This is a genomic window from Arthrobacter sp. TJ-263 (assembly GCF_058269155.1).
This window is the reverse complement of sequence record NZ_JBZCNE010000001.1, coordinates 1,726,920-1,753,400: the sequence shown is the minus strand read 5'-3', so window position 1 is coordinate 1,753,400 and position 26,481 is coordinate 1,726,920. Positions and strand designations below refer to the sequence as shown.

The following is a 26,481-nucleotide window of genomic DNA, read 5'->3' as shown; positions in this document are numbered from 1 at the left end:
GGCAAACGTCCTGCTCCAGCGCAAGCTTTGCGCAAGAACTCCTTGCAGGTGCACGCCGCCCACCTGCCATCGCTAGGCTTGGAGTGTGCCCCTACCTTCGACTCCGTCAGGCCCTGACCAGTATCAGGGCCGGTATCCGGTGGACGGCGCGGCACCCCTCCCACACGATGCCGCCCCGTCCCTCGACGCGCCGGGCAAGGCGGCGCCCCTCGTGGACCCCTCGGTCCTCGGGGACATGGCGCACGACTTCTCCGACCCCGCCGTCGTCCTCCGGTTCGCGCGTGACTTCTCCGCGACGCTCGAGGGCAAGCTCGAGCGGTTGGAGCTGAGGATCGGGGCCGGCGATGCCACGGGCGCCGAGGACGCCGTCCTCAGCGTGACGACGTCGGCCATGATGGTGGGCGCGGTCCGCCTCGACCAGGCTGCGCGGGTGGTCCACCGAATGATAATCGCCCACGACCTCGACGGCGCCCGGCGCGCGAGCGCCCTGCTGCGTGCGTGCGCAGCGGACACGCTCGGGGTGCTGCGGGCAGGCTACCCGGATCACCCCGGGGCGGCGGCAGCTCTCAGCTAGTCCTTGTCCCGGGGCACGACGCGGAACCCCACGCCCCGCACCGTCGTGATGAGGTCCGGGCCGCCGTCCACGCGCGCCAGCTTCTGGCGGAGATTCGCGATATGCACCTCGATGGCCCGCTCGTCCGTACGGCTGACGAAGTTGTACCCCCGGTAGTCCCCGCCCCGGGACACCCGGACCAGCTCCTCCTTGGTCCGGACGGCGCCGTTGCCGCGCATCAGCTCGTACAGCAGATTGAATTCGGTCTTCGTGAGCGGCAGTTCCACGCCGGCACAGCTGGCGATCCGCGCGTCGCCGTCCACCGTGATGCCGCCGTTTCGCAGGACGTTGGCGGACTTCGCCGGGACGGCATCGTCGTCGGACGGGGTGGGCGCGGGGGTTGCGAGTGCCTCGGTCCGGGCCGGCGGGGAGTGCGTGTTCTGCCCGATGCGGGGGCGGCGGAGCATCGCGTCGATGCGGGCCCGCAGTTCGCGGGGCCGGAACGGCTTCAGGACGTAGTCGTCGGCTCCGGCCTGGAGTGCGGTGAGGATGTCCATCTCGTCGCTGTGGCCGCTGAGCACGATCACGTAGCAGTCGGTGGTGTTGCGGATCCGGCGCAGGACCTCGTAACCGTCGATATCGGGGAGCCCGATGTCCAGGGTCACCAGCATCGGGTGCTGCTGGCGGACCACGTCGACACCGTCGCGCCCGGTGGTCGCACCACTGACCACGAAGCCGCCCTGTTCCAGGACGGCGCAGACCAGGTTCCGGATGTCGAGATCGTCCTCGATGACGACGGCGGCCCGACGATCGCCCGGTGGGGAGCTATTCATCGCGTGCTGCACCGGGGCGGTTCCGTGGGGCGGCCGTGGTCTGCCGGCGGGCGGGTCTGGGAACTGGGGGGACGTGGCGTGTCCGAGGCATACTCCGTGGACCTGTTCTCTTCGGCGGCCCGGCTGACCTCAGGGGTCCCGTGGCTTTGCGTCCCCGGCTCGCACCGGGTTTGCCTTTGTCGACGAGCGGCTGCTCGCTCGACGATAGTAGCAACCCCCACGGACACCGTCATGAACGACGGGGAGCGCCGTCGGTCCGTGGCGCCACGGCACCCGACGCAGGGTGTCTCCCTCGCCGTCAGCTCCTCCGCGCAGGTGGGCGGAGGAGGAGCGCCGCGGACCGCAGTACCGTGTCGCTGACGGCAGCCAGGGACGTGGATCCGTGGCGCCACTGCTGCCAGTACAGGGGGACGTCCACGTGGCCTCCCGGGTCGAGCAGGACGAGGCCCTGGGGGTCGGACCGCAACTCCAGTTCGGACACGAGGCCCCACCCCATGCCGAAGCGGATCGCGTCCGCGAAGGCCTGCGCCGCGGGCAGGAAGTGACGCGGCGGGTCGAAGGCACTGCGGATGCGCGAACGGAGGTACTGGTCCTGGAGGTCGTCCTTCCGGTCGAAGAGGACCACGGGGGCGCGGGAGAGCCGTTCCGGCGTCGCCCCGTCGGCGAACCAGGTGTCCCGGAAGTCCACGGAACAGACGGGCACGTAGCGCATGACGCCGAGCGGCTGCGAGGAACATCCCTGCACGGGAGTGGCCACGGACGTGATGGCCGCCGAGGCGGCACCGCTGCGCAGCAGGTCGAGGGAGTAGTCCTCGTCCTCCCGGAGGATCTCGAGCTGCAGGGTGTCTGCGACGCGGGCGAGGGCCGGCAGTACCCAGGTGTGCAGGGAGTCGCCATTGGCCACGATCGTGATCCGCCGGCGGGGGCCGTCGCGGGCGGAGTCGAGCTCGGTGGCGAGGTCCGCCGACAGCAGTTCGAGCTGCCGCGCGAAGCGGACGATCGCCTCTCCCGCTCCGGTGGGGCGGAGGGGGCGTGTGCGGGTGAGGACCGGGCGCCCGACGGCCACCTCGAGGGCCCGGATCCGCTGGCTGATCGCTGAGGGCGAGACGGACAGCGTGGAGGCCGCTGCCTCGAAACTGCCCTTCTCGATGATCGCCGCAAGGGCTTCGGCCTGTCCCGGATCGACTAATCGCATAAGCAACTCTTATCTCGGTGAAGAAGCATTAGTTTGTCTAAGCATAAGTGCCGGCCCTAGGTTGGTTCCGTGATCTCCACCGCCGCCACCGGCTTCGCCGCCGGACTGACCCTGATCGTCGCCATCGGCTCGCAGAACGCCTTCGTGCTGCGCCAGGGCCTGCGGCGGTCCCATGTCGCGCTGGTCGTGGTGGTGTGCGCCGTCTCGGACCTCGTGCTCATCGTGCTCGGCGTCGGCGGGTTGGGAGCGGCGATCGAGCAGGCCCCCGTGCTCGTGGAGGTGGTGCGCTGGGCCGGGGCGGCTTTCCTCACGGGATACGCCGTCCTCGCGGGGCGGCGCGCGCTCCAGGGGGAGCGGCTCGACGTCGACGGAGGGCCCGCGACGACGTCCTGGCGTGCCGCGCTCGGAACCTGCCTCGCCCTCACCTGGCTCAATCCGCACGTCTATCTCGACACCGTGCTGCTGCTGGGATCACTCGCGAACACGCACGGCACGCCGGGCCGGTGGTGGTTCGGCGCGGGCGCCGCCCTCGGCAGCATCCTGTGGTTCTCGGCGCTCGGCGTGGGGGCGCGCTTCCTCGCCCCCGTCTTCGCCCGCCCCTGGGCCTGGCGCATCCTCGATGCACTGATCGCCGCCGTCATGCTCCTGCTGGCCGTGCTCCTCGTCCTGCGGTAGCGCGCGTCGGTGGTCGCGGCGCTACCCGCGGCTATTCCTCGTTGGCGCGCTCCTCGATCCAGTCCGTCGCCGCGTCCGAGAGCAGGATGCCGTCGGGGCTGCGCTCGCCCATCCACCACGACTCGGAGGCCACCAGGCCGCCGGCCCTGCTGATCTCGGCGACCACCTCTGGCGTGAGCGCCTCACCGTTGTGGGCGATCAGCCACTCCCTGGTCTGCGGCGTGACGCTGTTCCACCATTGTTCGAGATCCATGGGCGACAGTATGGCACTCCCGCGGATCACCCCCGGCGGGTGATCGCCGGGACGACAACCGATCACCTCTTCCTACACTGTGCGTCGCACACCATAGTGTTGACATGGAAATCGACGAGGGCCTGGTCGCCGGACATCTGCAGGAACTGCGGCGCGGGACGGTCGTCCTGGCGTGCCTCACCCGGCTGCGCACCCCCGACTACGGGTATGCGCTCCTGGGCTCGCTCGACGACCTGGACCTCCAGGTCGACGCGAACACGCTCTATCCACTCCTTCGGCGCCTCGAGAAGCAGGGCCTGCTGACCAGCGAGTGGGACACCGCCGAATCCCGTCCGCGCAAGTTCTACCGGACGAGCCCGGCCGGCGACGACCTCGCCGCCACCCTCACCGCCGACTGGGATCGGCTGACCGCCTCGCTGCACCGCCTCGCCGAAGGGGAACTGCCATGACCACGCTGACCGATCGCTATGTATGGGCAGCCGTCCGCACCGTGCCGGACTCCCAGCGCGCCGAGATCGAACCCGAGATCCGGGAGATGATCGGCGACGCCGTCGACGCGCACCGCACCGCCGGGGAGGAGCCCGGCACCGCCGAACGCTCGGCCCTCATGGAGCTGGGCGACCCGGAACGCCTCGCTGCCGACTACGTGCAACGCCCGCTCCTGCTGATCGGGCCCCGGTACTACCTCGACTGGATGCGGCTCCTGAAGACCCTCCTGTCCATCGTGGTCCCGATCGCCACCACGGTGGTCTTCCTCGTGCAGTTCCTGAGCGAGGGGGATCTCGGTGCGGCCATCGGCAGTGCGGTGGCGACCGCGTTGAGCGTCACGGTGCACGTCAGCTTCTGGACCACGCTGGTGTTCGCCGTCCTCGAGCGTGCGAGCGTCACCGACACCGGGGTGGAGTGGTCGCCCGACCGCCTCCCGGCACTGCCCGACCACTCCCGGCGCAGCCGGCTGCCGGAGTTCATCGCATCCCTCGTCTTCCTCGCCGCCCTGGCGGTGACCGTCCTCTGGCAGCAGGTGTCCTCCGTCGTCAGGGCCGCGGACGGAAGCGCTGTCCCGCTGCTCGATCCCGCGCTGTGGTCCTTCTGGCTCCCGTGGTTCCTCGGGCTGATCGCCGCCGAGGCCGTCTTCGCGGCCTGGCTGTACCTGCGGGACTGGTCCTGGGCGGCCGCCGTCGTAAATCTCGTCCTCGCCCTCGCCCTCGCCTTCGCGGTGCCCGCGGTCCTCCTGTGGTCCGGGGGGCGGCTGCTCAATCCCGACTTCGTCGACGCCGTCGGGTGGGATCCGGCCGCCGCGACCGGCGGCGGCTGGACCATCGCCTCCATCGTCACCGGGGTGGTGGTCCTGTTCGTCGCCTGGGATGTGGTGGACGGGTTCCTGAAGGCGCGACGCGCCTCGCACGTCACGCCGCAACGCGCCGTCCTCACGCATCACTGATCCTCCACCCGCTTCTCCACCCGCTTCTCCACCCGCTTCTCCACCCGCGGTCGGGATCCACAGGGAACGCGCGTACGGTGGCGTGATGGCAGCCACCGAGTCCCGTCAGCAGCACATCGTGAGCACCCTCGTGGAGGCCCACCAGGACCTCATGGGCGTCGACCCCCTCGCCTTCCGGGCGCGGTTCCGGAAGATGGCCGCCGATCCGTACGCCTTCTACCGGGGCAGTGCGGCCCTGTTCTACACCGACATGGCACAGCTCGACGACGCCTGGGCGGACGAGCGCACGAGCCGGGTGTGGATCCACGGCGACCTGCACGCGGAGAACTTCGGCACCTACATGAGCAACGAGGGCCGCCTCACGTTCGACGTCAACGACTTCGACGAGGCCTACGTGGGCCACTTCTCGTGGGACCTCCGCCGCTTCGTCGCGTCGCTGACGCTGCTGTGCTGGCAGAAGGCACTGCCGTCGCAGTCGGTGCGCGACCTCTCGCGCATCTACCTCGAGGCCTATCTCGGCCGGGTCGCGGACTACGTGGAGGACGAGCAGTCCACCTTCGCCTTCGGACTCGACAACACGGACGGACCCGTCTACCGGGTGCTGCAGCAGGCCCGGGCGGCGCGCAGGACGCGGCTGCTCGACGCGCTCACCCTCATCGAGGACTACGAGCGCCAGTTCCGGGACGACGGGTCGATCCGGGTGCTCGACGACGACGAGCACCGGGAGGTGGCCGACGCCTTCGACCGCTACCTCTCCACCATCCCGGACAGCGAGCGGTCCCGCCGGCGGGTGTTCTACCGGGTGAAGGGCATCGTGGGCAAGAAGGGGTTCGGGATCGGCAGTGCCGGCCTGCCGACCTACAACGTGCTGATCGAGGGGTTCGACGAGGCCCAGGAGAACGACATCATCCTCACGATGAAGCAGTCGAACATCGCTGCGCCCAGCCGGATCGTGGACGACGAGCGGGTCCGCGGCTACTTCGTGGACGACGGGCACCGCGCCGTCATCAGCCAGCGGTCCCTGCAGACCCACACCGACCCGTTCCTCGGCTACACGACGATCCGCGGCGTCTCCTTCGTGGTGTCGGAGCTCTCACCCTACAAGCGGGACCTCTCCTGGGAGGACCTCACCGAGCCCGAGCAGATGGTGCCGGTGCTCGAGGCGCTGGGGCAGGCGACGGCGAAGATCCACTGCTCGACCGACGAGGACAGCGACCATGACCTCGTACCGTTCCGCACCGAGACCGCCATCCTGGCCGCCGTGGACCGCTCACGCGAGGACTTCCTCGAGGACATCGTCGGGTTCGGAGAGGCCTACGCGGCCACGGTGCGCGAGGACCACGCGCTCTTCGTGGACGCCTTCCGCGAAGGACTCATCACCGCCGTACCGGCCGCCTAGAGGCCGGAGTTGAGTCGATCGGACTCAACTCCGTTTGGACCTGACCCGGCCGGCCCGTATACTTGAGTGCAGAACGCTCAATCTACGCGCCCGGCGGATGAGCGCCTCGCAAACCCCGGGCAGTCGAAAGGAATTTGCATGTCACGTGCAGTAGGTATTGACCTCGGAACCACCAACTCGGTCGTCTCGGTTCTCGAAGGCGGCGAGCCCACCGTCATCGCGAACGCCGAGGGCGCCCGCACCACGCCGTCGATCGTCGCATTCTCCAAGTCCGGCGAGGTCCTGGTGGGCGAGATCGCCAAGCGCCAGGCAGTCAACAACATCGACCGCACCATCGCGTCGGTCAAGCGCCACATGGGAACCGACTGGAACGTCGCCATCGACGACAAGAAGTACACGCCGCAGGAGATCTCGGCGCGCATCCTCCAGAAGCTCAAGACCGACGCCGAGAGCTACCTCGGCGAGAAGGTCACCGACGCCGTGATCACCGTGCCGGCGTACTTCAACGACGCCGAGCGCCAGGCCACCAAGGAGGCCGGCGAGGTCGCGGGCCTGAAGGTGCTGCGTATCGTCAACGAGCCCACCGCCGCGGCCCTCGCCTACGGCCTGGACAAGGGCAAGGAGGACGAGCTGATCCTCGTGTTCGACCTCGGCGGCGGAACGTTCGACGTCTCCCTGCTCGAAGTCGGCAAGGACGAGGACGCCTTCTCCACCATCCAGGTCCGCTCGACCGCCGGTGACAACCGCCTCGGTGGCGACGACTGGGACCAGCGCGTCGTGGACTACCTGCTCTCGCAGGCCAAGGCCAAGGGCGCCGACCTCTCCAAGGACAAGATCGCCCTGCAGAGACTGAAGGAAGCCGCCGAGCAGGCCAAGAAGGAACTGTCCTCGGCGACGTCCACCAACATCTCCCTGCAGTACCTCTCGGTGACGCCGGACGGCCCCGTCCACCTCGACGAGCACCTCTCCCGCGCCAAGTTCCAGGACCTCACCAAGGACCTCCTGGACCGCACGAAGAAGCCGTTCCACGACGTCATCACCGAAGCCGGCATCAAGGTGGCCGACATCGACCACATCGTCCTGGTCGGCGGCTCCACCCGCATGCCCGCCGTCGGCGAGCTCGTCAAGGAGCTCGCGGGCGGCAAGGAGCCCAACAAGGGCGTCAACCCGGACGAGGTCGTGGCCGTCGGTGCCGCGCTGCAGGCCGGTGTCCTGAAGGGCGAGCGCAAGGACGTCCTCCTCATCGACGTCACCCCGCTGTCCCTGGGCATCGAGACCAAGGGCGGCATGATGACCAAGCTCATCGAGCGCAACACGGCCATCCCCACCAAGCGCAGCGAGACCTTCACCACGGCGGACGACAACCAGCCGTCGGTGGCCATCCAGGTGTTCCAGGGCGAGCGTGAGTTCACGCGTGACAACAAGCCGCTGGGCACGTTCGAGCTGACCGGCATCGCACCGGCTCCGCGCGGCGTCCCGCAGGTCGAGGTCACGTTCGACATCGACGCCAACGGCATCGTGCACGTGTCCGCCAAGGACAAGGGCACCGGCACCGAGCAGTCGATGACCATCACCGGTGGTTCCTCGCTCTCCAAGGAGGACATCGACCGCATGGTGCGCGAGGCCGAAGAGCACGCCGCCGAGGACAAGAAGCGCCGCGAGGCCGCTGACATCCGCAACGGCGCCGAGCAGCTCGCCTACTCGGTGGACAAGCTGATCGCCGACAACGCGGACAAGCTGCCCGAGGAGGTCAGGACCGAGGTCCAGGCCGACGTCGACGCCCTCAAGAAGGCCCTGGAGACGCAGGACAACGACGACGAGGTCAAGGCGGCCTTCGAGAAGCTGCAGGCCTCGCAGTCCAAGCTCGGCGAAGCGATCTACGCCTCGGCGCAGCAGGACGCCGGCCAGGCCGGCGCAGCGCCCGCCGACGACCAGCCAGCCTCCGCCGGTACCGACGAGGACATCGTCGACGCCGAAGTGGTTGACGAAGACACCAGCGAGAAGAAGTAGTCATGCCGCACCACGGAAACGAAGAAGAGCACCAGTCGGAACCGGTGAACTCATCCGACAGCCGGAGGATCGACCCCGAGACAGGCGAAGTCCGTGGGCAGCAGCAGGACGCCGGCGAGCCGGCCGCGGAGGAATCCGCGGCCGGAGCGCAGGCCACGCCCGCAGCCGACGCTTCCGACGGGGACGCCCTGGCCCAGGCCGAGGCCATTCTGAACGAGGCCGGTGCCGAGGGCGAGAGCAACCCGGCGGTGGACGTCGTCGCGGAGCTCCGCAACGACCTGCTCCGTCTGCAGGCGGAGTACGTCAACTACCGGCGCCGCGTCGAGCGTGACCGGGACGTCGCCCGCGACCAGGCGGTCATCGGCGTCCTCAACTCGCTGATGCCCGTCCTCGACGACATCGACGCCGCCCGTCAGCACGGCGATCTCGCGGAGGGACCGTTCGCGGCCATCGCGGGCAAGCTCGAGAACGTCCTGAAGACGTACGAACTGACCCGGATCGACGAGATCGGCGTCGCGTTCGACCCGAACGTCCACGAGGCGCTCATCCAGCAGCCGAGTGCGGACGTCCAGGCCGACAGCGTCAGCCAGATCCTCCGCGCGGGCTACCGCAAGGGGGAGCGCGTCCTCCGGGCCGCCCAGGTGATCGTGGCAGTGCCGGAGTAATCAGCGGCACGGGCGCCGGGACAGTTCCCGAACGGCGGCAACGAAATTCCTGCGGGCCTTGGCGGCCCTTGGAATATTGAAGCCGCCTTCCTCGGGAACTGTCCCGGCGTAGCACGCTTACCCACTTTTCGAATCGGAAGAACTACGGAAGGAGACGCCCAGTGGCTAGTCAGGATTGGGTCGACAAGGATTTCTACAAGATCCTGGGTGTCTCCAAGGACGCGTCCGGCGACGACATCAAGAAGGCGTACCGGAAGCTCGCGCGCAAGCACCACCCGGACCAGAACCAGGGGGCTGCGGCGTCGGAGCGCACCTTCAAGGATGTGTCGGAGGCCTACTCCGTCCTGTCCGACGCCGAGCAGCGCCAGCAGTACGACGCCATCCGCGCGATGGGCGGCGGCGCGCGCTTCTCCGCAGGCGGAACAGGCGGCGGCGCCGGGGCCAACGCCGGCTTCGAGGACGTCTTCGGCAACCTCTTCGGCCAGGGCGCAGGCACCCGCCAGCGCACCGGTTTCTCGAACGGCAACCTGCCGCCCGAGTTCGCCGACCTGTTCGGTGGCGGGGGCATGGGCGGCGGCGGCTTCCCCGGCGGGTTCCAGTCCACCCGCCCGCAGAAGGGCGCGGACCGCACGGCAAGTACGTCCATCTCCTTCGCCGGTGCCATCAACGGCACGACGATCGGCCTGCGCGAACCCTCCGGGGAGCAGATCGACGTCCGGATCCCGGCCGGGATCCGCGACGGCCAGAAGGTCCGGGTCAAGGGCAAGGGCCAGCCGGGCCAGGCCGGTCCCGGTGACCTCATGGTCAGCGTCAGCGTGAAGGAGCATCCGCTCTTCAAGCGCGACGGCGACAACATTCGCCTGCACGTGCCCGTCAGCTTCCCGGAGGCGGCGCTGGGCGCCGAGATCCAGGTGCCGACGCTCAGCGGCGAGATGGTCACTATGCGGGTACCCGCCGGCACGCCGTCGGGCAGGACCCTCCGGCTCAAGGGCCGTGGGGTGAAGACCTCGAAGACGACCGGTGACCTGCTGGTGGTCGTCGACGTCGTCGTTCCGCAGAACCTCTCGAAGGAGGCGGAAGCGGCGGTGGAGACGTTCCGCGCCGCCACGAAGGACGCGGATCCACGGGCGGGCCTGGCCGCGAAGGCGCGCCTGTAGCAGGACGTTCGCGCAGTACCTCCGAGCAGCATCCGGGAGCATCGGCAACGGAAGGAGACCCGCCATGGACCACACCTTGCCCATCTATGTCATCTCGGTGGCCGCCGAGCTCGCCGACATGCACCCCCAGACGCTCCGCCAGTACGACCGCCTGGGCCTCGTGACGCCGAGCCGGGCGCCGGGCCGTGCGCGGCGCTACTCCCAGAAGGACGTCAGTACGCTGCGCGAGATCCAGCGCCTCTCGCACGAAGGGGTGTCGCTGGAGGGTATTCGGCGGATCCTCGACCTCGAGAACCAGGTCGCGGCGCTCCAGGCGCGCGTCGCGGAACTGACCTCCGAACTGGCAGCCCGCCACGTCCACGCCGAATCGAGCCGGGTCTTCGCCGCCGGTCTCGCGGGGGACGTCGTCACCCTCGTCCGCGGGCAGCGTCCCCGCCCCCGCAGCCAGGCCCTCATGGTGTGGCGCCCCGAGTCGGCGCGCACCTCCACCCAGGCGTTCAACTAGCCCCCGGAGGACCCGGGGCCGGTCCGCACCGCGGGCCCCGCCCCGGTGGAGCCGCGGACCACCAGGTCCGCCTGGAACAGGATCTCGTTCCGCGAGGCCCGGTCCCCGTCCAGTTCGGTGACCAGCGCGTGGACGGCGGCCTCCGCCATCGCCGCCACGTTCTGCCGCAGGGTCGTCAGCGGCGGATCGGTGAAGGCCATGAGCGGGGAATCGTCGAAACCTACCACCGAGATGTCCTCCGGCACCCGCAGGCCGCGGGTCCGGGCGGCACGGACGGCGCCGAGGGCCATCACGTCGGAGGCGCAGACGATCGCCGTGTGTCCCGCATCGATGAGCTCGTTCGCTGCGCTCTGCCCGCCCTCGATGGTGAACATGCTCGTCGCGACGTGCGGCTCGGCGTCGTCCTCGCCGAGGAACTGGACGAGCCCGGAGCGGAAACCCTCCAGCTTGCGACGGCTCGGGATGAAACGGTCGGGGCCCGTCGCGAAGCCCACGCGCTGGTGGCCCTGCGCCACGAGGTGCCGGACGGCCGTGCGGATGGCGGTGGCGTCGTCGTTGGAGACGGATGGCGCGTCGATCTCGGGCCTGGCCCCGTTGACGAGCACGAACGGCACCCGGCCGCGCAGGCGCCGGTAGCGCTCCATGCTCGCCCGGCCGTCGGAGTGGGCGGCGCAGACGAAGATGATCCCGCTGACGCCCTGGTCCAGCATGAGGGCGACGTACTCGTCCTCGGTGATGCCCCCGCCCGGCAGGGTGCACAGGGCGGGGATGTAGTCGTTGGGTGCCAGCAGGGCCGCGATGGCGCCGGCGAAGGCCGGGAAGATGGGGTTCACGAGGTCCGGGACCACGACGCCGATCTGCCCCTTGGAGCGCCCGGCCGTGCGGGAGGGCCGCTCGTAGCCCAGGCTGTCCATCGCCGCGAGGACGGCCTCCCGGGTCTCCTGGGAAGCACCGCCCTTGCCGTTCAGGACGCGCGACACGGTGGGGACGCTGACGCCGGCAGTGCGGGCGACGTCGTCCAGGCGTGGCCGCTCGCGACGCTTCCCGGGGGTCATGGCCCTAATCTAGCGCAGGCCGCGGGCCCCCCGAAAGATTGCGTGAAAGTTTTGCGAAGACCTTCTGCTCAGCCCCCGGCGTCCCTAGGGTAGGAGTATCCACTCCTCCTCAGTCCGGCCTGCAGCGACGCATGGCCGGGGAAGGACCACTATGACCCTGAACACCACGGATACGGGCCGGACCGGCGGAAGGCCGCCCCTTCGGCGCCGGTCCCGGCTCGCCGCCGTCGTCCTGACCGCGCCGCTCCTCGCGACCCTCATGCCTGCGCCCGCCCTGGCCGACCACACGACGCCGCCGGGTACGGTCGCGCTCGTGGGCTCCCTGCAAGCGGAACTCGGCTGTCCCGACGACTGGCAGCCGGAGTGCGCAGCCACCAGACTCGTACCCGTGGACGGCTCGCCGGACACCTGGTCGGCGACCTTCGACGTCCCCGCCGGATCCTACGAGTACAAGGTGGCGCTGAATGAGTCCTGGGGCGAGAACTACGGCGCCGACGGCGCTGCCGGTGGCGCGAATCTCGCGCTGCAGGCTCCGGGCGGCCCCGTGACCTTCACCTACGACCACCGCACGCACGTCGTCTCGAGCGACGCGCCCCCGGCGCCCACGGGGTCGACGGCGGCGCACTGGCTCACCGCGGACACCCTCGCCTGGGGTGCGGAGCTGCCGGAGGACGCCCGCTTCCGGCTGTACTCCGCCCCGGAGGGCGGACTCGTCGCCGAGGACGATCGTGTCACGGGTGGCACCTACCTCGACCTCCAGCGCGGCAGCGATGACCTGCCTGCGGATCTCGCCGCCCGGTACCCGCACCTGGCCGACCTCATGACCGTGACGCTCGGGAAGAAGGACGCCCGGAAGGCCGGGGAACTCCTCAGGGGTCAGCTGCTCCTCGCCGCCGTCGGGCCGGACGGGAAGGTCCTGGCCACCACCGGCGTCCAGGTGCCCGGAGTGCTCGACGACCTCTACGCAGGAGCCGAACGCCGGCAGCTCGGCCTCAGCTGGAAGGGCAGGAAGCCGCACCTCGACCTGTGGGCCCCGACGGCGCGCAGCGTCTCCGTGCAGGTCTTCCGCGACGGCTCGGGCGGCGAGCCGATCGCCACGCGCCCCCTGCGCGCGGGCAAGGACGGCGTCTGGAGCGTCGACGGCGAGAAGGACTGGAACGGTGCGTACTACCTCTACGACGTCGAGGTCTTCGTCCCCGAGACCGGCGCCGTGGAACGCAACCTCGTGACCGACCCCTACAGCGTCGGCCTGTCCACGAACTCGGAGCGTTCACTGATCGTGGACCTCACGGATCCGGCGCTCATGCCGTCGTCGTGGGCCACCCTGCCGAAACCTGTCCTCGAGCGCCCCGAGGAGCTGTCCGTCTACGAACTCCACGTGCGGGACTTCTCCATCTCCGACGCCACCGTGCCCGAGGCCGAACGCGGCACGTACGCCGCATTCAGCCGGCCGGACAGCGCCGGCATGCAGCGGCTCTCGGAGCTGGCCGACAACGGGCTCAACGCCATCCACCTCCTGCCGGTGAACGACATCGGCACCATCGAGGAGGACCGGGCGCGGCAGTCCGAACCCGCCTGCGACCTCGAGGCGTTCGCCCCGGACAGCACCGGACAGCAGCAGTGCGTCACCGACGTCGCCGCCCGGGACGGCTTCAACTGGGGCTACGACCCGCTGCACTACACGACGCCGGAGGGCTCCTACTCCACGAACCCCGAGGACGCCACGCGCATCCGCGAGTTCCGCGGCATGGTCGCCTCGCTCAACGGGTCCGGGCTGCGGGTCATCCAGGACATCGTCTACAACCACACCGCGGGTGCCGGCCAGTCGTCGGAGAACAACCTCGACCGGATCGTGCCCGGCTACTACCACCGCCTCGACCCCGAGTCGGGTGCCGTCGAGACCTCGACCTGCTGCCCGAACACGGCGACCGAACACACCATGATGGGCAAGCTGATGGTCGACTCGATCGTGACGCTCGCGCGCACCTACAAGCTCGACGGCTTCCGGTTCGACCTCATGGGGCACCACTCGAAGCAGAACATCCTCGACGTCCGTGCGGCCCTCGACACGCTGACCCTCGAGCGCGACGGCGTGGACGGCACGTCCATCTACCTCTACGGCGAGGGCTGGAACTTCGGTGAGGTCGCGGACAACGCCCGGTTCGTCCAGGCCACGCAGGCCACCATGGCCGGCACAGGCATCGGCACGTTCAACGACCGGCTCCGCGATGCCGTGCGCGGCGGCGGACCCTTCGACGACGACCCCCGGATCCAGGGCTTCGCCTCCGGGCTGCTGACCGACCCGAACGGCGTCGCCGGCAACGGCACCACGGCCGAACAGCGCGCCGAGCTGCTGCTGTCGCAGGACCAGATCCGGGTGGGGCTCACCGGCAACCTGAGGGACTACACGTTCACCGACCGCACCGGCCGGCAGGTCACGGGCGCCGACGTCGACTACAACGGGTCGCCGACCGGGTACGCCGCGGACCCGCAGGAGAGCATCACCTACGTGGAGGCGCACGACAACGAGACGCTCTTCGACGCGCTCGCGTTCAAGCTGCCGGCCGACACCCCGATGGCCGACCGCATCAGGATGCAGACGCTGGCGCTGTCCACCACGGCCCTCGGCCAGGGGGTCTCCTTCTGGCACGCGGGGGGCGAGGCGCTGCGCAGCAAGTCGCTGGACCGCAACAGCTACGACTCCGGCGACTGGTTCAACATCCTCGACCACACGGGCACGGACAACGGCTTCGGCCGGGGGCTGCCGCCGCGGGCTGACAACGAGGGCAAGTACGCGTTCATGCGGCCGCTGCTGGCCGACCCGGCGCTCAAGCCGTCACCGGCTGACATCGATGCCGCGAGCGGGCAGGCGCAGGAGCTGCTGCGGATCCGGCAGGGCAGCCCGCTGTTCAGCCTCGGCACGGCCGCGCTCGTCCAGCAGAAGCTGTCCTTCCCGGGCAGCGGCCCGGACCAGACGCCCGGCGTGATCGTGATGCACCTGGACGACACCGTCGGTCCCGATGTCGATCCCGGGCGGAAGGGCATCGTCGTGGTCTTCAACGCCTCCGACGAGCCCACCACCCAGCGCGTCCCCGCCGCCGCCGGCACGGGCTTCGCGCTGCACGCCGTCCAGGCGGACGGGAGCGACGACATCGTCCGCCAGGCGGCGGCCACCGCGGACGGGACGTTCACCGTCCCTGCCCGCACGGTTGCGGTGTTCGAGGCGCGGTAGTCCGCCCCCGGGGCCCGGCATCCCTTCCGGGGTGCCGGGCCCCGTGCGTCCCGGGAAGAATCGGCGCGCGTCGCCGCGATGATCGGACCTGGCTGAACCCGGAGACCACGGTGGCTCGCACGACGAGTACCGTCTCGAGCCGGGTGCGTGACGCGGAGGTCTGCGCTACACCGCCAGGGGGACGGGATGCACCTCGTCCGCGGGATGACCTGTGCGTTCGTGAATGCGCTTCACGGCGTCCGCGGACGGGGCGTCGGACAGGCAATAGACGACGCCCGCCTCAGGGTCGGCCCAGGCGCTCCTGAAGACGACGTCCTCCTCGCCCTGGATGGCGAGATCTGCCGCGTGAGCCGCCTCCAGATCCTCCTTCGTCAGGCCCTTCATGTTGTGGTGGACATCCATGAATGAAGGCATGACAACCCTCCTCGATCGTGGTTGATATTGGCTGCAGGGGTGTGAGGTCTGCAGGATAGATGCCTGGCGGAGGGTCGTCAAGAGGCCCGCCCTGGTGTCGGGCCGGGTCCGGGTCAGGCCGACGGGGCGGCGGTGCTCGACCGGATGATCAGCGCGGTCCGGGCGGAGTGGTTGGTGGGACGGTACGCGTCCGGGTCCTGCAGGATCTGCAGGAGGCGCTCGACGGCGCGCTTGCCCTGCTGCTGCGGGAACTGGGCGACGGTGGTCAGGCCGAGCGCCTCACCGAGCTCGTGCCCGTCGATGCCGATGACCGAGACGTCCTCGGGGACGCGTAGGCCCAGCTCGCGGGCGGCCAGGATGGCGCCGATGGCCATCTCGTCGGAGGCACAGAAGACGGCGGTCGGGGTGTCCCGCGGGTAGCCGAGGAGCTGCTTCGCCTGGCTGTGCGCGCCCTGGATGGTGAAGTCGGCATCCACACGCCAGGAGTCGAGGATCTCGAGGCCTGCCGCGGCCATCGCCGATTCGTAGCCGTGGCGGCGCGTGCCGGCGATCCGGAAATCGTTCTCGAAGGCGTCGGACCCGCCAATGTGGGCGATCCGCCGGTGCCCGAGGTTGATGAGGTGCTCGGTGGCGAGTTCCGCGATCTCGCGGTCGTTGACGCTGTAGGTCTCCGCGCCGGGGAGCGGGCCGCCGATCCCGACGACGGGCTTCCCGACGGCCAGGAGCTGTCCCAGTTCCTCGCGGCTCAGTTCGAGGGAGACCGGGATGACGCCGTCGCAGCGCTGGCGCAGCAGGAACTCGGAGAGGACCCGGTCGCGGATGGCGGCGTCCTCGTTCAGGTTGTAGAGCGTGAGATCGTAGCCGGCGGTGAGGAGGGACGCCGCGAGGCTGTCCACGATCTGGGAGTAGTACCAGCGGGCGACGGACGGCACGACGACGCCGATGTTGCGGTGCCGCCCGGAGGCCAGGGACGAGGCGGTCGAGCTGACGACGAAGTCGAGCTCCCTCGCCGCCTGCAGCACGCGGGCGCGCGCACGCTCGGAGACCCGGCCGTTGCCGCTGAGGGCCCGGGAGACGGTGGCGGTGGACACGCCGGCCAGCTGGGCGACGTCCTTGATGCCGGCCATGGTCCCCTTTCCGCGTGGGCAGCAGTGACGGGGACACCCCGCCAGGGTGTCCCCGTCCGATCATTGCGGATCCTGTGCGGATCTCCTACCCGGCGGCGGCCATCAGCCAGACGCAGGCGTTCGGGGCGAGCATGCCCTCCGTGACCGAGCCCGGCGTGCTGGCGGCGATGACGGTGCCTTCCGGCAGGGGAGCGGCGAACTCGCCCATGTTGAGCACCACCATCACCTCGCCGTTCCGGAAGGCGACGACGTCGGACGCCTCGAACTCACGGGACCAGCTGAGGGAGCCGGCGCCGAGGCGCAGATCCCGGCGGAGCTGCAGGGCCGTCCGGTACAGGGAGAGGGTGGACTCGGGGTCTGCGGACTGCGCGTCGCGCGCGTACTCCGCCCAGCCCTCGGGCTGCGGCAGCCACGGGGCCACGGGCGCCTCGGCGTCACCGAACCCGAACGCCGGCGCCTCGGCCTGCCAGGGGAGGGGGACGCGGCATCCGTCGCGGCCGATCCTCTCGCCGGCCGTGCGGACGAAGGTCGGGTCCTGCCGGGCGTCGTCGGGCATTGCCGTGTGGTCGGGCAGGCCGAGCTCCTCGCCCTGGTAGAGGTAGATCCCACCGGGCAGCGCGAACATGGCGAGCGACGCGGCGCGGGCGCGGGCGAGACCGGTCGGGGTGTCGGGCTGCGCGTCCGAGCGGCCGATGCCGTCGCCGCCCCGCGGCGGGCCGTCCGTCAGCCCGAAGCGGCTGGCGTGCCGCACGACATCATGGTTGCTGAGCACCCAGGTGGTGGGTGCGTCCACGGCGTCGAACGCGGTGAGGGAGGAGGAGATGACGTGCCGGAGTCCGTGGGCGTTCCACGGGTGGTGGAGGTAGGCGAAGTTGAACGCCTGGTGCATCTGGTCGGGGCGGACCCAGTTCGTGAGCCGCGGCAGGGGGTCGATCGAGGCTTCCGCGCACAGGATGCGCTCGCCGTCGTACTCGGCGAGGATGGCCCGCCACTGCCGGTAGATGTCGTGGATCTCCTCCTGGCCGAACATGGGCGCCTCCCAGCCGGGGAAGCCCTCGGAGGATCCGCCGTCGGCGCGTCCGCCCCAGTCCGGCAGCCCCTCGGCCTTGATGAGGGCGTGGGCCACGTCGACGCGGAAGCCGCCGACGCCGCGGTCGAGCCAGAAGCGCAGGACCCGCTCGAACTCGGTCCGCACCGCCGGGTTGTCCCAGTTGAAGTCGGGCTGCGAGGAGTCGAACAGGTGGAGGTACCACTGGCCCGGCGTGCCGTCGGCGTCGATGACGCGGGTCCAGGCCGGCCCGCCGAAGTGCGACTGCCAGTTGTTGGGCGGCTCGCTGCCGTCCGTACCGCGGCCGTCACGGAAGATGAACATCGCCCGTTCCGCGGAGCCCGCGGGAGCCGCGAGGGCGGCCTGGAAGAGCACGTGCTCGCTGGAGCAGTGGTTGGGGACGAGGTCGACGATCACGCGGATGCCCAGGCGGTCGGCGCGGGCCACGAGGGCGTCGAAGTCGGCGAGCGTGCCGAACAGGGGGTCGACGTCGCAGTAGTCCGCGACGTCGTAGCCGCCGTCGCGCTGGGGGGAGGTGAAGAACGGCGAGAGCCAGAGGGCGTCGATGCTGAGCTCGGCGAGGTGCTCGAGTTCGGCCGTGATGCCCGGGAGGTCGCCCATGCCGTCGCCGTTCGAGTCGCGGAAGGACCGCGGGTACACCTGGTAGATGACGGACGAGCGCCACCACTGGTCGCCCTCGGACGGGGCATGGAGGGGTGCGTGGAAGGCATCGGGGGAGGACAGGTCCTCACCGTGCAGGAGCGGGGCGATCTCAGACATGCGAATCATCCTAGACCGCGGGGGGCCGGAATATGGAAGCGCTTTCAACGAGAATGCTCTTGCATCTGCAACTTTCCTTCGGTTTCGGCGCGTCGGAGGACCTTCTTTGAAGAAATCCGATGCAAGCGTTTACAGTTGTGACTCGGGTCACCGTCGCCTCCGAGTAGGAGCGGCTGCGACACCTCCATCTCCCGGCCCGCGAAGCCCCGTGCTTCATCGGGAGATCGACAGAAGCCGTTCATGAAAGGAACACCAATGAAGGTGCGATCCCCCCAGCCGACCCGTCGGCACGCTCTGATCACCGGCGTCATGTCGGTGGCCGTCCTGGCCCTCACGGCCTGCGGCGGAGGGGCCGCCGAGTCCTCCTCGGCCGGCTCCAGCTCCGCCGCCCCGAACCTCGCCGAGGGGGGCGCCACCACCCTCACCATGTGGGTCGACGCCGAGCGCGCCCCCGCCCTCGAGGAGATCACCAAGTCCTTCAAGGAGGACACCGGCATCGAGGTCAAGCTCGCGGTCAAGGACTTCGCCGCCGTCCGCGACGACTTCATCACCCAGGTGCCCACCGGCAAGGGACCCGACCTGATCGTGGGCCCCCACGACTGGCTGGGCACGTTCGTGCAGAACGGCGTCGTCGCCCCCGTGGAGCTCGGCGACAAGGCGTCCGAGTTCCAGGAGTCCGCCGTGCAGGCCATGACCTACGACGGCAACGTCTACGGCGTGCCCTACGCGCTGGAGAACATCGCGCTGCTGCGCAACACGGACCTCGTCCCCGAGGCCGCCGCTACGTTCGACGAGGTCATCGCCAACGGCGAGGCCGCCGTCGCCGACGGGAAGGCGACCTACCCGTTCCTGGTGGGCATGGACCCCAAGCAGGGCGACCCCTACCACCTGTACCCGCTGCAGACCTCGATGGGCGTGCCGGTGTTCGGGCAGAACGAGGACGGCAGCTACAACCCCGACGAGCTGCTGCTCGGCGAGCCGAACGGCGTCGAATTCGCCAAGAAGCTCGTGGAGTGGGGCGACACCGGATCCAAGATCATCAACTCGAACATCACGGGTGACATCGCCAAGGAGAAGTTCAACGCCGGGGAGTCGCCCTACTTCCTCACCGGCCCCTGGAACGTCCCCGACGCGCAGGCCGCAGGCCTGAACCTCGCCGTCGACACGCTCCCCACGGTCGGCGACCAGGACGCCCAGCCCTTCATCGGCGTCAACGGCTTCTTCATCTCGTCGAAGAGCGCCAATGCGCTCGCGGCGAACGAGTTCGCCGTCAACTACCTGAGCACCGAAGCCGCCCAGGACGCGATGTACGACGTCGGAGGCCGCCCGCCCGCCCTTAAGGCCAGCTTCGACAAGGCGGCGTCCGATCCCATCGTCGCCGCGTTCGGTGAGATCGGCGCCAACGGCGTCCCGATGCCCGCACTGCCCGAGATGCAGGCCGTCTGGGCCGACTGGGGAGGAACCGAGCTCGCGCTGATCAAGGGCAGCGCTGATCCCGCCGCGGCCTGGACCACCATGGTGAGCAACATCGAGGCGAAGATCGCCGAACAGTAGGACCCGCAGTAGCGCAGTAGCGCAGTAGCGCAGTAACGCAGTACCCCGGCGCCCGTCGCCCCGGCGACGGGCGCCACCTTTCTCATCGCCACCCCTTCGAGGTGGCGGCACCACAGCAGCGGCCTTCCGCGCCGATCACCGAAAGCTCCCGCCATGCTCACAACGGCCCCTCCCGGCCCGGCCGCCACGCGTCCGACGAAGCCAGCCGTCCGCTCCGATTCGACCCTCGGCCTGCTCGCGAAGATCGTGCTGCTCGGCCTCGTGGACGCCTTCGCCGTCTACGTCCTCATCACGCTCTTCCTGCAGGAGAAGTGGATGATCCTCCTCGTCGGGGCAGCCGTGACGGTCCTCATCAACTGGATCTACCTGCGCAGGGGCGGCCTGCCGGCGAAGTACCTCGCCCCCGGGATCTTCTTCCTGGTGGTCTTCCAGGTGTTCGTCATGATCTACAGCGGCTACGTGGCCTTCACCAACTACGGTGACGGCCACAACAGCACCAAGGCCGACGCCGTGAACGCCATCCAGCTCTCCGCGCAGCAGCGGGTCCCGGATTCCCCCGCCTACCGCGTCTCGGTCCTCGAGGCCGACGGCGTATTCCACCTCCTCGCCACCGACCCCGACGGCGGGGTGTCGGTGGGCACCACCGGCGTGCCGCTCGAGGAGGCCGACGACGCCGTCACCGACGGCACCGGCAAGGGCGTGGAACTCGAGGGCTACCGCACGCTGCAGTTCGGGGAGGTCCTCGCGAACCAGGCGGACATCCTCGCGATCACCGTCCCGTTCTCCGACGACCCGGAGGACGGCAGCCTCAAGACCAGCGACGGCTCGAACGCCTACGTCTACCGCCCGGCGCTGAGCTACGACGAGACCTCGAGCACCTTCACCGACCTCGAGACCGGGACCACCTACTCCGACACCGGCGAGGGCTCCTTCCGGTCCGCGGACGGCGAGCAGCTGAGCACCGGCTGGAAGATCAACGTGGGCTTCGACAACTTCGTGAAGGCGTTCACCGACCCGAACATCCGCGGCCCGCTGCTGCAGGTGGTCCTGTGGACCTTCACCTTCGCGATCGTGTCCGTCCTGTCCACGTTCGCGCTCGGCCTGTTCCTCGCGAACGCCTTCAACCTGCCGGACCTCCGCGGCAAGCGGATCTACCGCATCCTGATGATCCTGCCCTACGCCTTCCCGGCCTTCCTCGCCGGCCTCGTGTGGTCGGGCCTGCTGAACCCCGAGTTCGGCTTCGTCAACAACACCTTCTTCGGCGGCGCGGACATCCCGTGGCTGACGGACCCGCTGCTCGCGAAGATCAGCGTCCTGGTCGTGAATCTCTGGCTCGGCTTCCCGTACATGTTCCTGGTGTGCACGGGGGCCCTGCAGTCCCTGCCCGAGGAGGTCAACGAAGCCGCCCGCATGGACGGCGCGACCGCGTGGCGCACCTTCACCGCCATCAAGCTGCCCCTCCTGCTGGTGTCGGTCGCGCCGCTGCTGATCGCGAGCTTCGCCTTCAACTTCAACAACTTCAACGTCATCTACATGCTGACCGACGGCGGCCCCCGCTTCTCGGGCACGACGGCGAACATCGGCCACACCGACATCCTGATCACCATGGTCTACGAGATCGCGTTCGGCACCGGGGTGGGCCGCGACTACGGCCTGGCCAGCGCACTGTCCATCATCATCTTTCTCATCGTCGCCGTGATCTCCGCCCTCAGCTTCCGGCAGACCAAGGCCCTGGAGGACATCAACTGATGACCACGTTCACCGATCCCCAGGCAGCCGCCCCCGCCGAGACGCGGGCGGGCGGGTCCGGCCGTGTGCCGGAGCAGCGCAGGCGCACGTTCGGCCAGTGGTTCAGGCACAAGGGCTGGCGCCACGTCGTCGGCGTCGTGACCACGCTCTTCGCCGTGTTCCCGCTGCTCTACGTGCTCTCCGCCGCGCTGAACTCCAACGGCACCATGGCCGGCTCCAACGTCCTGTTCAGCAGGTTCGACACCGGCAACTTCGAGGCGCTGTTCAGCAACCCGAGCAGGCCCTTCGGGCGGTGGTTCATGAACACCATGATCATCGGCGTGGTGACCTCGGCGGCCACCGTGTTCCTCGGCGCCCTCGCCGCCTACGCGTTCAGCCGCATGCGCTTCAAGGGCCGCCGCGTGAGCCTGCTCTCGCTGCTGATCCTGCAGATGTTCCCGCAGCTGCTCGCCGTCGTCGCGATCTTCCTGCTCCTGAACGCCATCACCGACGTCGTCCCGTGGCTGGGCCTCGGCAGCCAGCTCGGCCTGATCATGGTCTACCTGGGTGGCGCCCTGGGCGTGAACACGTACCTCATGTACGGGTTCTTCAACACCGTCCCGAAGTCCCTGGACGAGGCCGCGCGCATCGACGGCGCCAGTCACGTGCAGGTGTTCTTCACGATCATCCTGCCGCTCGTCACGCCCATCCTCGCGGTGGTGGGGCTCCTCGCGTTCATCGGACTGAGCAGCGAATTCGTGATCGCCAGCGTGGTGCTGACCGATCCCGAGTCGCAGACCCTCGCCGTCGGCCTGTACTCCTACGTGGCGCAGCAGCGGTCGGAGAACTGGGGCGTCTTCGCGGCGGGCGCGGTGCTCGCGGCCGTGCCGGTCATGGCCCTGTTCCTCTTCCTGCAGAAGTACATCACCACCGGCCTCGTCTCCGGCTCCGTCAAGGGCTGAGCCGTGCAGGACCCGTTCCTCGCACCCCACCACGACGGCTCGCCCCTGTACGTGCCCGAGCAGTCGCCGGGTGTGGGCGACAGCCTGGCGGTGCGCGTGCGGGTCCCCGCCCGGTGGGGCACACCCTCGCGGGTGTTCGTCCGGTCCCTCCGCGACGGCGAAGGGCACTACGACGAGGCGCGGCTCCTTCCCGCTGACGGGGACGACGGCGGCTGGGCGTGCTGGGAGGCGCGCGTCACCGCCGTCAATCCCACGCTCCGCTACCGGTTCCTGTTCGAACTGCCGGGGGCCCACGGGCCCCTGCTCCGGTGGCTCAACGCCACCGGGGTGTCCGGCCGGGACACTCCCGACCGCGACGACTTCCGGATCGACTGCCGCCCCGCGCCTGCGCCGTGGGCCCGCGCCGCCGTCATCTACCAGGTCTTCCCCGACCGGTTCGCGAGGTCCTCCGCCGCGGCGCCCCTGGACGTCCTCCCGGACTGGGCCGTCGGCTGCCCCTGGGACGAGCCGGTGCAGCCGCGCGGTGCGCTGACACCCCGGCAGGTGTACGGGGGAGACCTCGACGGCATCACCGAGCGCCTCGACCACCTCCAGGCGCTGGGCGCGACGGTCCTGTACCTGACGCCCTTCTTCCCCGCGCGGTCCAACCACCGGTACGACGCCTCGACGTTCGACGAGGTGGACCCGCTCCTCGGCGGGAACGCCGCCCTCGTCCGGCTCGTCGAGGCCGCCCACGCCCGCGGCCTCGCCGTCCTCGGGGACCTCACCGTCAATCACACCGGCGACGCCCACGACTGGTTCCGGAAGGCCTCGGCCGATCCGACCTGCGAGGAGGCCGGCTTCTACTACTTCAGCGAGGACGGCACGGAGTACGCCAGCTGGTTCGGCGTCCCCAGCCTGCCCAAACTCGACTGGTCCTCGCCGGAACTGCGTCGGCGGTTCGTCGAGGGCCCGGAGTCGGTGGTGGCCCGGTGGCTGCTCCCGCCCTTCAACCTCGACGGCTGGCGCATCGACGTCGCCAACATGACCGGGCGGCACGGGCCCGTGGACCTCAACCGGGAGGTGGCCGCGCTCATCCGCGGCACCATGGACGCCGTCCGGCCCGGACTGATGCTCCTCGCCGAATCCACGGGTGACGCCACCGACGACCTCTCCGGGCGGACCTGGGACGGCGGCATGACCTACTCGAACTTCACGCGGCCGCTCTGGCAGTGGCTGGCCCGCGGGGGCCGGGCGACGGCGGGCATCAACTTCTTCGGCACGCCCGCGCGCGGCGTTCCCCGGATCAACGGCGGCGACCTCGTCGCCACGCACACCGCGCTGTCCTCCGGATTCTCCTGGCGGGTCCGCTCGCAGAACATGACGGCGCTGAACACCCACGACACCGCACGCGCCGCCACGGTGATGATCGACGGCGGCCCCGCCGTCGGGCTGGCCCTCGCCTTCCTGCTGCCGGGTCTGCCCACGCTCTTCGCCGGCGACGAGTTCGGTCTGCGGGGCACCAACGGCGAGGACGCCCGGACACCCATGCCGTGGGACGGTCCCGATCGCCGGCCCGCCGACGCGCGCGCCCTGATCGCGGACCTGGCGGCGCTCCGGCGCGCCTCTCCGGCGCTGCGGGACGGCGCGGTGCGCTGGCTGGCCGCGACGCCCGACGCCGTCGTGTTCGTGCGTGAACACGAGGTGGAATGCCTCGTGGTCGCGGCGGCACGGGCGGAGCACGACGGCGTCCGGGTGCCGCTCGACCTGCTGCCCGGCCCGTGGGCCCCGGCCCGGCCCGTCGGTCCCGGCCCGCACGGGGTATCGGTTGAGGAGACGGCGGACGCGCTCGTGGTCTCCGGCCGCGGACCGGGAGTCCAGGTGTGGCGCCTCCCGGGCGTCCCTACCCCCGGACGCTAGGGACGGCAGGCCCTTCGACGGGTGGAATTTGTCAGGGGAGGCGGGCAGACTGGATGGATGAACCACATCTCGGGACACCATCATGCTTGAGGAGCTCATCGAAGCCTTCGCCATCGGTCTCGGGGTGCTCCTCGCCCTCGGCGCCGGTACCGGCGTCGCCGGCTGGGTGGTGGTGCGGAAGGTCAGGAGCTCCCGCATCATCGAGCGGACCAGGGATCGCGGCATGCTGGCCGCCCGCGCCTACTCCCCGGACGCGCTGACCCGGGAACCCGCACGGCTGATCGGCAACCTCGCGCGGTCCTCGCGTGCCACGCACCTCGCCCTGTCGGAGGCGAAGGCCCAGGGCCGTCCGGTCGGCGACCTGCCGCGGGCCGCCGCGGAGATCGACCAGGCGGCCGCTTCCCTGGAGAACCTGCTGCGGGCCGCGGACCGGGAACCGAACCGGGCGCTGAAGCAGGAATGGACCAGGGACCTCTCCGCCCAGGCGCAGGCCCTCGACGAACTCTCCGCCGACCTGCGCCGGAGCCTCCTGCAGACCTCACGCTCCATCGACACGCTCCAGCTCGAGCGTGCCACCACGCGCCTGCGCACCGAGATCTCGGCCATGGGGGCCTGGCGGGACACGTACGGGAACCGGCAGACGTGGTGAGAGGTTTGATCAGGTAGCCACACCACAACCAGCCGGGGGTCCGAGCAATGTCGATCAAACGCCGCATCACGCGCATCGTGCAGGCCAACCGGAACGCGGTGGCCGAAGCGAAGCAGGACCCTCGGGTCCAGGCGCAGAACGCCCAGGTGTCCCAGCACTCGCTGCTGGATCAGGCGCGCCGCGGGGCGGCCGACGTCGCCGCACACCACCACCGCGTGGGTCTCGCCGCCAATGACGCCGCCGCCTACCTCAACCGGGTCGAAGCGGCCGCCGCGGCCGCCGTCCAGCGCGGGGACGACGACGCCGCCCGGGCCGCGATCCGGGAGTCGATGACGGCACGCCGACGCCTCGACACGCTCACCCGGCAGCTCCGCGAGGCGGAGGAGCAGTCCCGCCGTCTGCAGCAGGACGTCCGTCGGCTCGAACAGCGCGTGCAGCAGAACGCCATGGAGTACGACGCCATGCTGGCCCGGCGTGCCGCAGCGCAGGCCGCCATCGGCGTGCACGACGCCCTCGCCTCCTCCTCGCGGGAGGGGGCGGCGATCGACGCCGCGCGCCGCAACGCCGAGCTCGAGGTGCGGCGCTTCGAGGCCCAGGCGCGGGCGCGCGAGGAGCTCTCCTGGACCGACCCGTCCTCCCCGCGCCTGCAGCAGGCCTTCGAGGAACTCGAGGCGGAGGCGGCGACGCAGCAGGAGCTCGAGGACCTCAAGCGGAGGAACGACCGAGGCTATCCTCCAGTGCAGCGCTGAGCGCCCGCAGGAGGGCGTCGTCGATGTCGTCCTCGTTCCGGAGCCGGATGCGCCAGGCGAACGGGTCGTCGCCGCGGACCGGTTCGAGTCCGGGCAGGTCCGGCACCGCCAGCCGGAAGGACAGATCGACGGCGGTACGGGTGGTCGGGGCGAGCTGCGCGAACTTCCGCCGTGACGACTGCAGCGAGACGTAGGTCTTCCGCATCTGGATGATCGTCCCGGGTGTCGCCGCGGCCCACAGCAGGATCCGGTCGGCGACGGGCTTGAGGGCCGGCCGGTCCGCGTACTGGGCGTCGTAGAGCTCGTCGGCGGACCGCAGGAACATCTCGGGGAGCCCGAAGACCTCCCAGTCGACGCTCATCAGGCTGTACCCGGTGACCCCCTGCTCCCTGAGCCAGCGGGCCAGGTCCTCGCGCGTCGTGATGCCTGCGGCGCGGGCGTCGCCCGCCCAGTCCGACGGCGTCCGCCCGGTGGTACGGAGGAGGCGTGCCGCGTTCGCGTCCACCATCGACTGCCAGCTCTGCATCTCGGCCATGCCCACACTGTAGCGGCAGCGGTGGCGCACCATCCTCGGGTCCGCACGCCCGGTCCGCGTGCC

At 70.1% G+C, this 26,481-nt stretch carries 24 protein-coding genes and 1 riboswitch; of the genes, 16 read left to right on the top strand and 8 right to left on the bottom strand.

From position 1 onward, the window contains the following. Positions 1-139: 139 nt before the first annotated feature. On the top strand, positions 140-574 hold the full coding sequence (locus AC4D2F_RS08310) for a hypothetical protein (protein WP_490910142.1): 435 nt from the start codon (positions 140-142) through the stop codon (positions 572-574). Here AC4D2F_RS08310 and AC4D2F_RS08305 read toward each other — a convergent pair. Continuing rightward, positions 571-1,386, bottom strand: a complete 816-nt coding sequence (locus AC4D2F_RS08305; RefSeq protein ID WP_490910141.1) for a response regulator transcription factor — start codon at positions 1,384-1,386, stop codon at positions 571-573. The genes AC4D2F_RS08310 and AC4D2F_RS08305 overlap by 4 nt on opposite strands. 110 nt (positions 1,387-1,496) lie before the next feature. Beyond that, positions 1,497-1,571: riboswitch (cyclic di-GMP riboswitch) on the bottom strand. Between the two features lie 113 nt (positions 1,572-1,684). Then, positions 1,685-2,581 (bottom strand): LysR family transcriptional regulator ArgP, encoded by an 897-nt coding sequence (locus tag AC4D2F_RS08300; protein WP_490910140.1) that lies wholly within the window; start codon positions 2,579-2,581, stop codon positions 1,685-1,687. A 69-nt stretch (positions 2,582-2,650) separates the two neighbouring features. On the opposite strand from AC4D2F_RS08300, the gene AC4D2F_RS08295 reads away from it, so the two are divergent. After that, positions 2,651-3,256, top strand: a complete 606-nt coding sequence (locus AC4D2F_RS08295; protein WP_490910139.1) for a LysE/ArgO family amino acid transporter — start codon at positions 2,651-2,653, stop codon at positions 3,254-3,256. Between the two features lie 31 nt (positions 3,257-3,287). Here AC4D2F_RS08295 and AC4D2F_RS08290 read toward each other — a convergent pair whose 3' ends face one another. Next, on the bottom strand, positions 3,288-3,509 hold the full coding sequence (locus AC4D2F_RS08290) for a hypothetical protein (protein ID WP_490910138.1): 222 nt from the start codon (positions 3,507-3,509) through the stop codon (positions 3,288-3,290). A gap of 104 nt (positions 3,510-3,613) precedes the next feature. Here AC4D2F_RS08290 and AC4D2F_RS08285 point away from each other — a divergent pair, with 104 nt between their 5' ends. The 7 genes from AC4D2F_RS08285 (at position 3,614) to AC4D2F_RS08255 (ending at position 10,686) form a co-directional block, all read left to right on the top strand. Then, entirely contained in the window at positions 3,614-3,958 is a 345-nt protein-coding gene (locus tag AC4D2F_RS08285) for a PadR family transcriptional regulator (RefSeq protein ID WP_104167967.1), read from the top strand. Then, positions 3,955-4,950: a permease prefix domain 1-containing protein gene (locus AC4D2F_RS08280; protein WP_490910137.1), complete on the top strand. Its 996-nt coding sequence runs from the start codon at positions 3,955-3,957 to the stop codon at positions 4,948-4,950. The genes AC4D2F_RS08285 and AC4D2F_RS08280 overlap by 4 nt, the downstream gene beginning before the upstream one ends. Positions 4,951-5,035: 85 nt before the next feature. Then, positions 5,036-6,349: a DUF2252 domain-containing protein gene (locus tag AC4D2F_RS08275; RefSeq protein ID WP_104167970.1), complete on the top strand. Its 1,314-nt coding sequence runs from the start codon at positions 5,036-5,038 to the stop codon at positions 6,347-6,349. Between the two features lie 138 nt (positions 6,350-6,487). Beyond that, positions 6,488-8,359, top strand: a complete 1,872-nt coding sequence (gene dnaK / locus AC4D2F_RS08270) for a molecular chaperone DnaK (RefSeq protein WP_104167971.1) — start codon at positions 6,488-6,490, stop codon at positions 8,357-8,359. Between the two features lie 2 nt (positions 8,360-8,361). Continuing rightward, positions 8,362-9,024 carry a nucleotide exchange factor GrpE gene (locus tag AC4D2F_RS08265; RefSeq protein WP_104167972.1) on the top strand — a complete coding sequence of 221 codons (663 nt, stop codon included), beginning with the start codon at positions 8,362-8,364 and terminating at the stop codon, positions 9,022-9,024. A gap of 161 nt (positions 9,025-9,185) precedes the next feature. After that, a complete protein-coding gene (locus AC4D2F_RS08260; RefSeq protein ID WP_490910136.1) occupies positions 9,186-10,181 on the top strand; it encodes a DnaJ C-terminal domain-containing protein in 996 nt (331 codons plus the stop codon). 64 nt (positions 10,182-10,245) lie between these two features. Then, positions 10,246-10,686 (top strand): heat shock protein transcriptional repressor HspR, encoded by a 441-nt coding sequence (locus tag AC4D2F_RS08255; RefSeq protein ID WP_104167974.1) that lies wholly within the window; start codon positions 10,246-10,248, stop codon positions 10,684-10,686. On the opposite strand, the gene AC4D2F_RS08250 is transcribed toward AC4D2F_RS08255, so the two are convergent. Next, a complete protein-coding gene (locus AC4D2F_RS08250) occupies positions 10,683-11,741 on the bottom strand; it encodes a LacI family DNA-binding transcriptional regulator (RefSeq protein WP_490910135.1) in 1,059 nt (352 codons plus the stop codon). The genes AC4D2F_RS08255 and AC4D2F_RS08250 overlap by 4 nt on opposite strands. A 151-nt stretch (positions 11,742-11,892) precedes the next feature. Here AC4D2F_RS08250 and pulA point away from each other — a divergent pair, with 151 nt between their 5' ends. Next, positions 11,893-14,973, top strand: a complete 3,081-nt coding sequence (gene pulA / locus AC4D2F_RS08245) for a pullulanase-type alpha-1,6-glucosidase (protein WP_490910134.1) — start codon at positions 11,893-11,895, stop codon at positions 14,971-14,973. Positions 14,974-15,138: 165 nt separating this feature from the next. Here pulA and AC4D2F_RS08240 read toward each other — a convergent pair whose 3' ends face one another. From AC4D2F_RS08240 to AC4D2F_RS08230, 3 genes are all read right to left on the bottom strand, one after another. Then, positions 15,139-15,387 (bottom strand): SCO4226 family nickel-binding protein, encoded by a 249-nt coding sequence (locus AC4D2F_RS08240; RefSeq protein WP_104167977.1) that lies wholly within the window; start codon positions 15,385-15,387, stop codon positions 15,139-15,141. A 113-nt stretch (positions 15,388-15,500) separates the two neighbouring features. After that, positions 15,501-16,514: a LacI family DNA-binding transcriptional regulator gene (locus AC4D2F_RS08235; protein WP_104167978.1), complete on the bottom strand. Its 1,014-nt coding sequence runs from the start codon at positions 16,512-16,514 to the stop codon at positions 15,501-15,503. Positions 16,515-16,599: 85 nt separating this feature from the next. After that, on the bottom strand, positions 16,600-18,342 hold the full coding sequence (locus AC4D2F_RS08230; protein WP_490910133.1) for a glycoside hydrolase family 13 protein: 1,743 nt from the start codon (positions 18,340-18,342) through the stop codon (positions 16,600-16,602). Between the two features lie 255 nt (positions 18,343-18,597). On the opposite strand from AC4D2F_RS08230, the gene AC4D2F_RS08225 reads away from it, so the two are divergent. The 6 genes from AC4D2F_RS08225 to AC4D2F_RS08200 all read left to right on the top strand — a co-directional run bounded on the left by AC4D2F_RS08225 (position 18,598) and on the right by AC4D2F_RS08200 (position 25,883). Beyond that, positions 18,598-19,896 (top strand): sugar ABC transporter substrate-binding protein, encoded by a 1,299-nt coding sequence (locus AC4D2F_RS08225; protein WP_490910132.1) that lies wholly within the window; start codon positions 18,598-18,600, stop codon positions 19,894-19,896. Between the two features lie 153 nt (positions 19,897-20,049). After that, the gene (locus AC4D2F_RS08220; RefSeq protein ID WP_490910131.1) at positions 20,050-21,645 is read left to right on the top strand and encodes an ABC transporter permease subunit; all 1,596 of its coding nucleotides are present in this window, start codon (positions 20,050-20,052) and stop codon (positions 21,643-21,645) included. Next, the gene (locus tag AC4D2F_RS08215) at positions 21,645-22,586 is read left to right on the top strand and encodes a sugar ABC transporter permease (protein WP_104167982.1); all 942 of its coding nucleotides are present in this window, start codon (positions 21,645-21,647) and stop codon (positions 22,584-22,586) included. The genes AC4D2F_RS08220 and AC4D2F_RS08215 overlap by 1 nt, the downstream gene beginning before the upstream one ends. 3 nt (positions 22,587-22,589) lie before the next feature. Further along, complete coding sequence (locus AC4D2F_RS08210) at positions 22,590-24,485, top strand: glycoside hydrolase family 13 protein (RefSeq protein ID WP_490910130.1); 1,896 nt, start codon at positions 22,590-22,592, stop codon at positions 24,483-24,485. A gap of 82 nt (positions 24,486-24,567) precedes the next feature. Beyond that, the gene (locus tag AC4D2F_RS08205) at positions 24,568-25,134 is read left to right on the top strand and encodes a hypothetical protein (RefSeq protein ID WP_490910129.1); all 567 of its coding nucleotides are present in this window, start codon (positions 24,568-24,570) and stop codon (positions 25,132-25,134) included. Positions 25,135-25,181: 47 nt separating this feature from the next. After that, positions 25,182-25,883, top strand: a complete 702-nt coding sequence (locus AC4D2F_RS08200; protein ID WP_490910128.1) for a PspA/IM30 family protein — start codon at positions 25,182-25,184, stop codon at positions 25,881-25,883. On the opposite strand, the gene AC4D2F_RS08195 is transcribed toward AC4D2F_RS08200, so the two are convergent. Further along, on the bottom strand, positions 25,840-26,418 hold the full coding sequence (locus AC4D2F_RS08195; protein ID WP_490910127.1) for a DUF5655 domain-containing protein: 579 nt from the start codon (positions 26,416-26,418) through the stop codon (positions 25,840-25,842). The genes AC4D2F_RS08200 and AC4D2F_RS08195 overlap by 44 nt on opposite strands. Between the last annotated feature and the right edge of the window lie 63 nt (positions 26,419-26,481).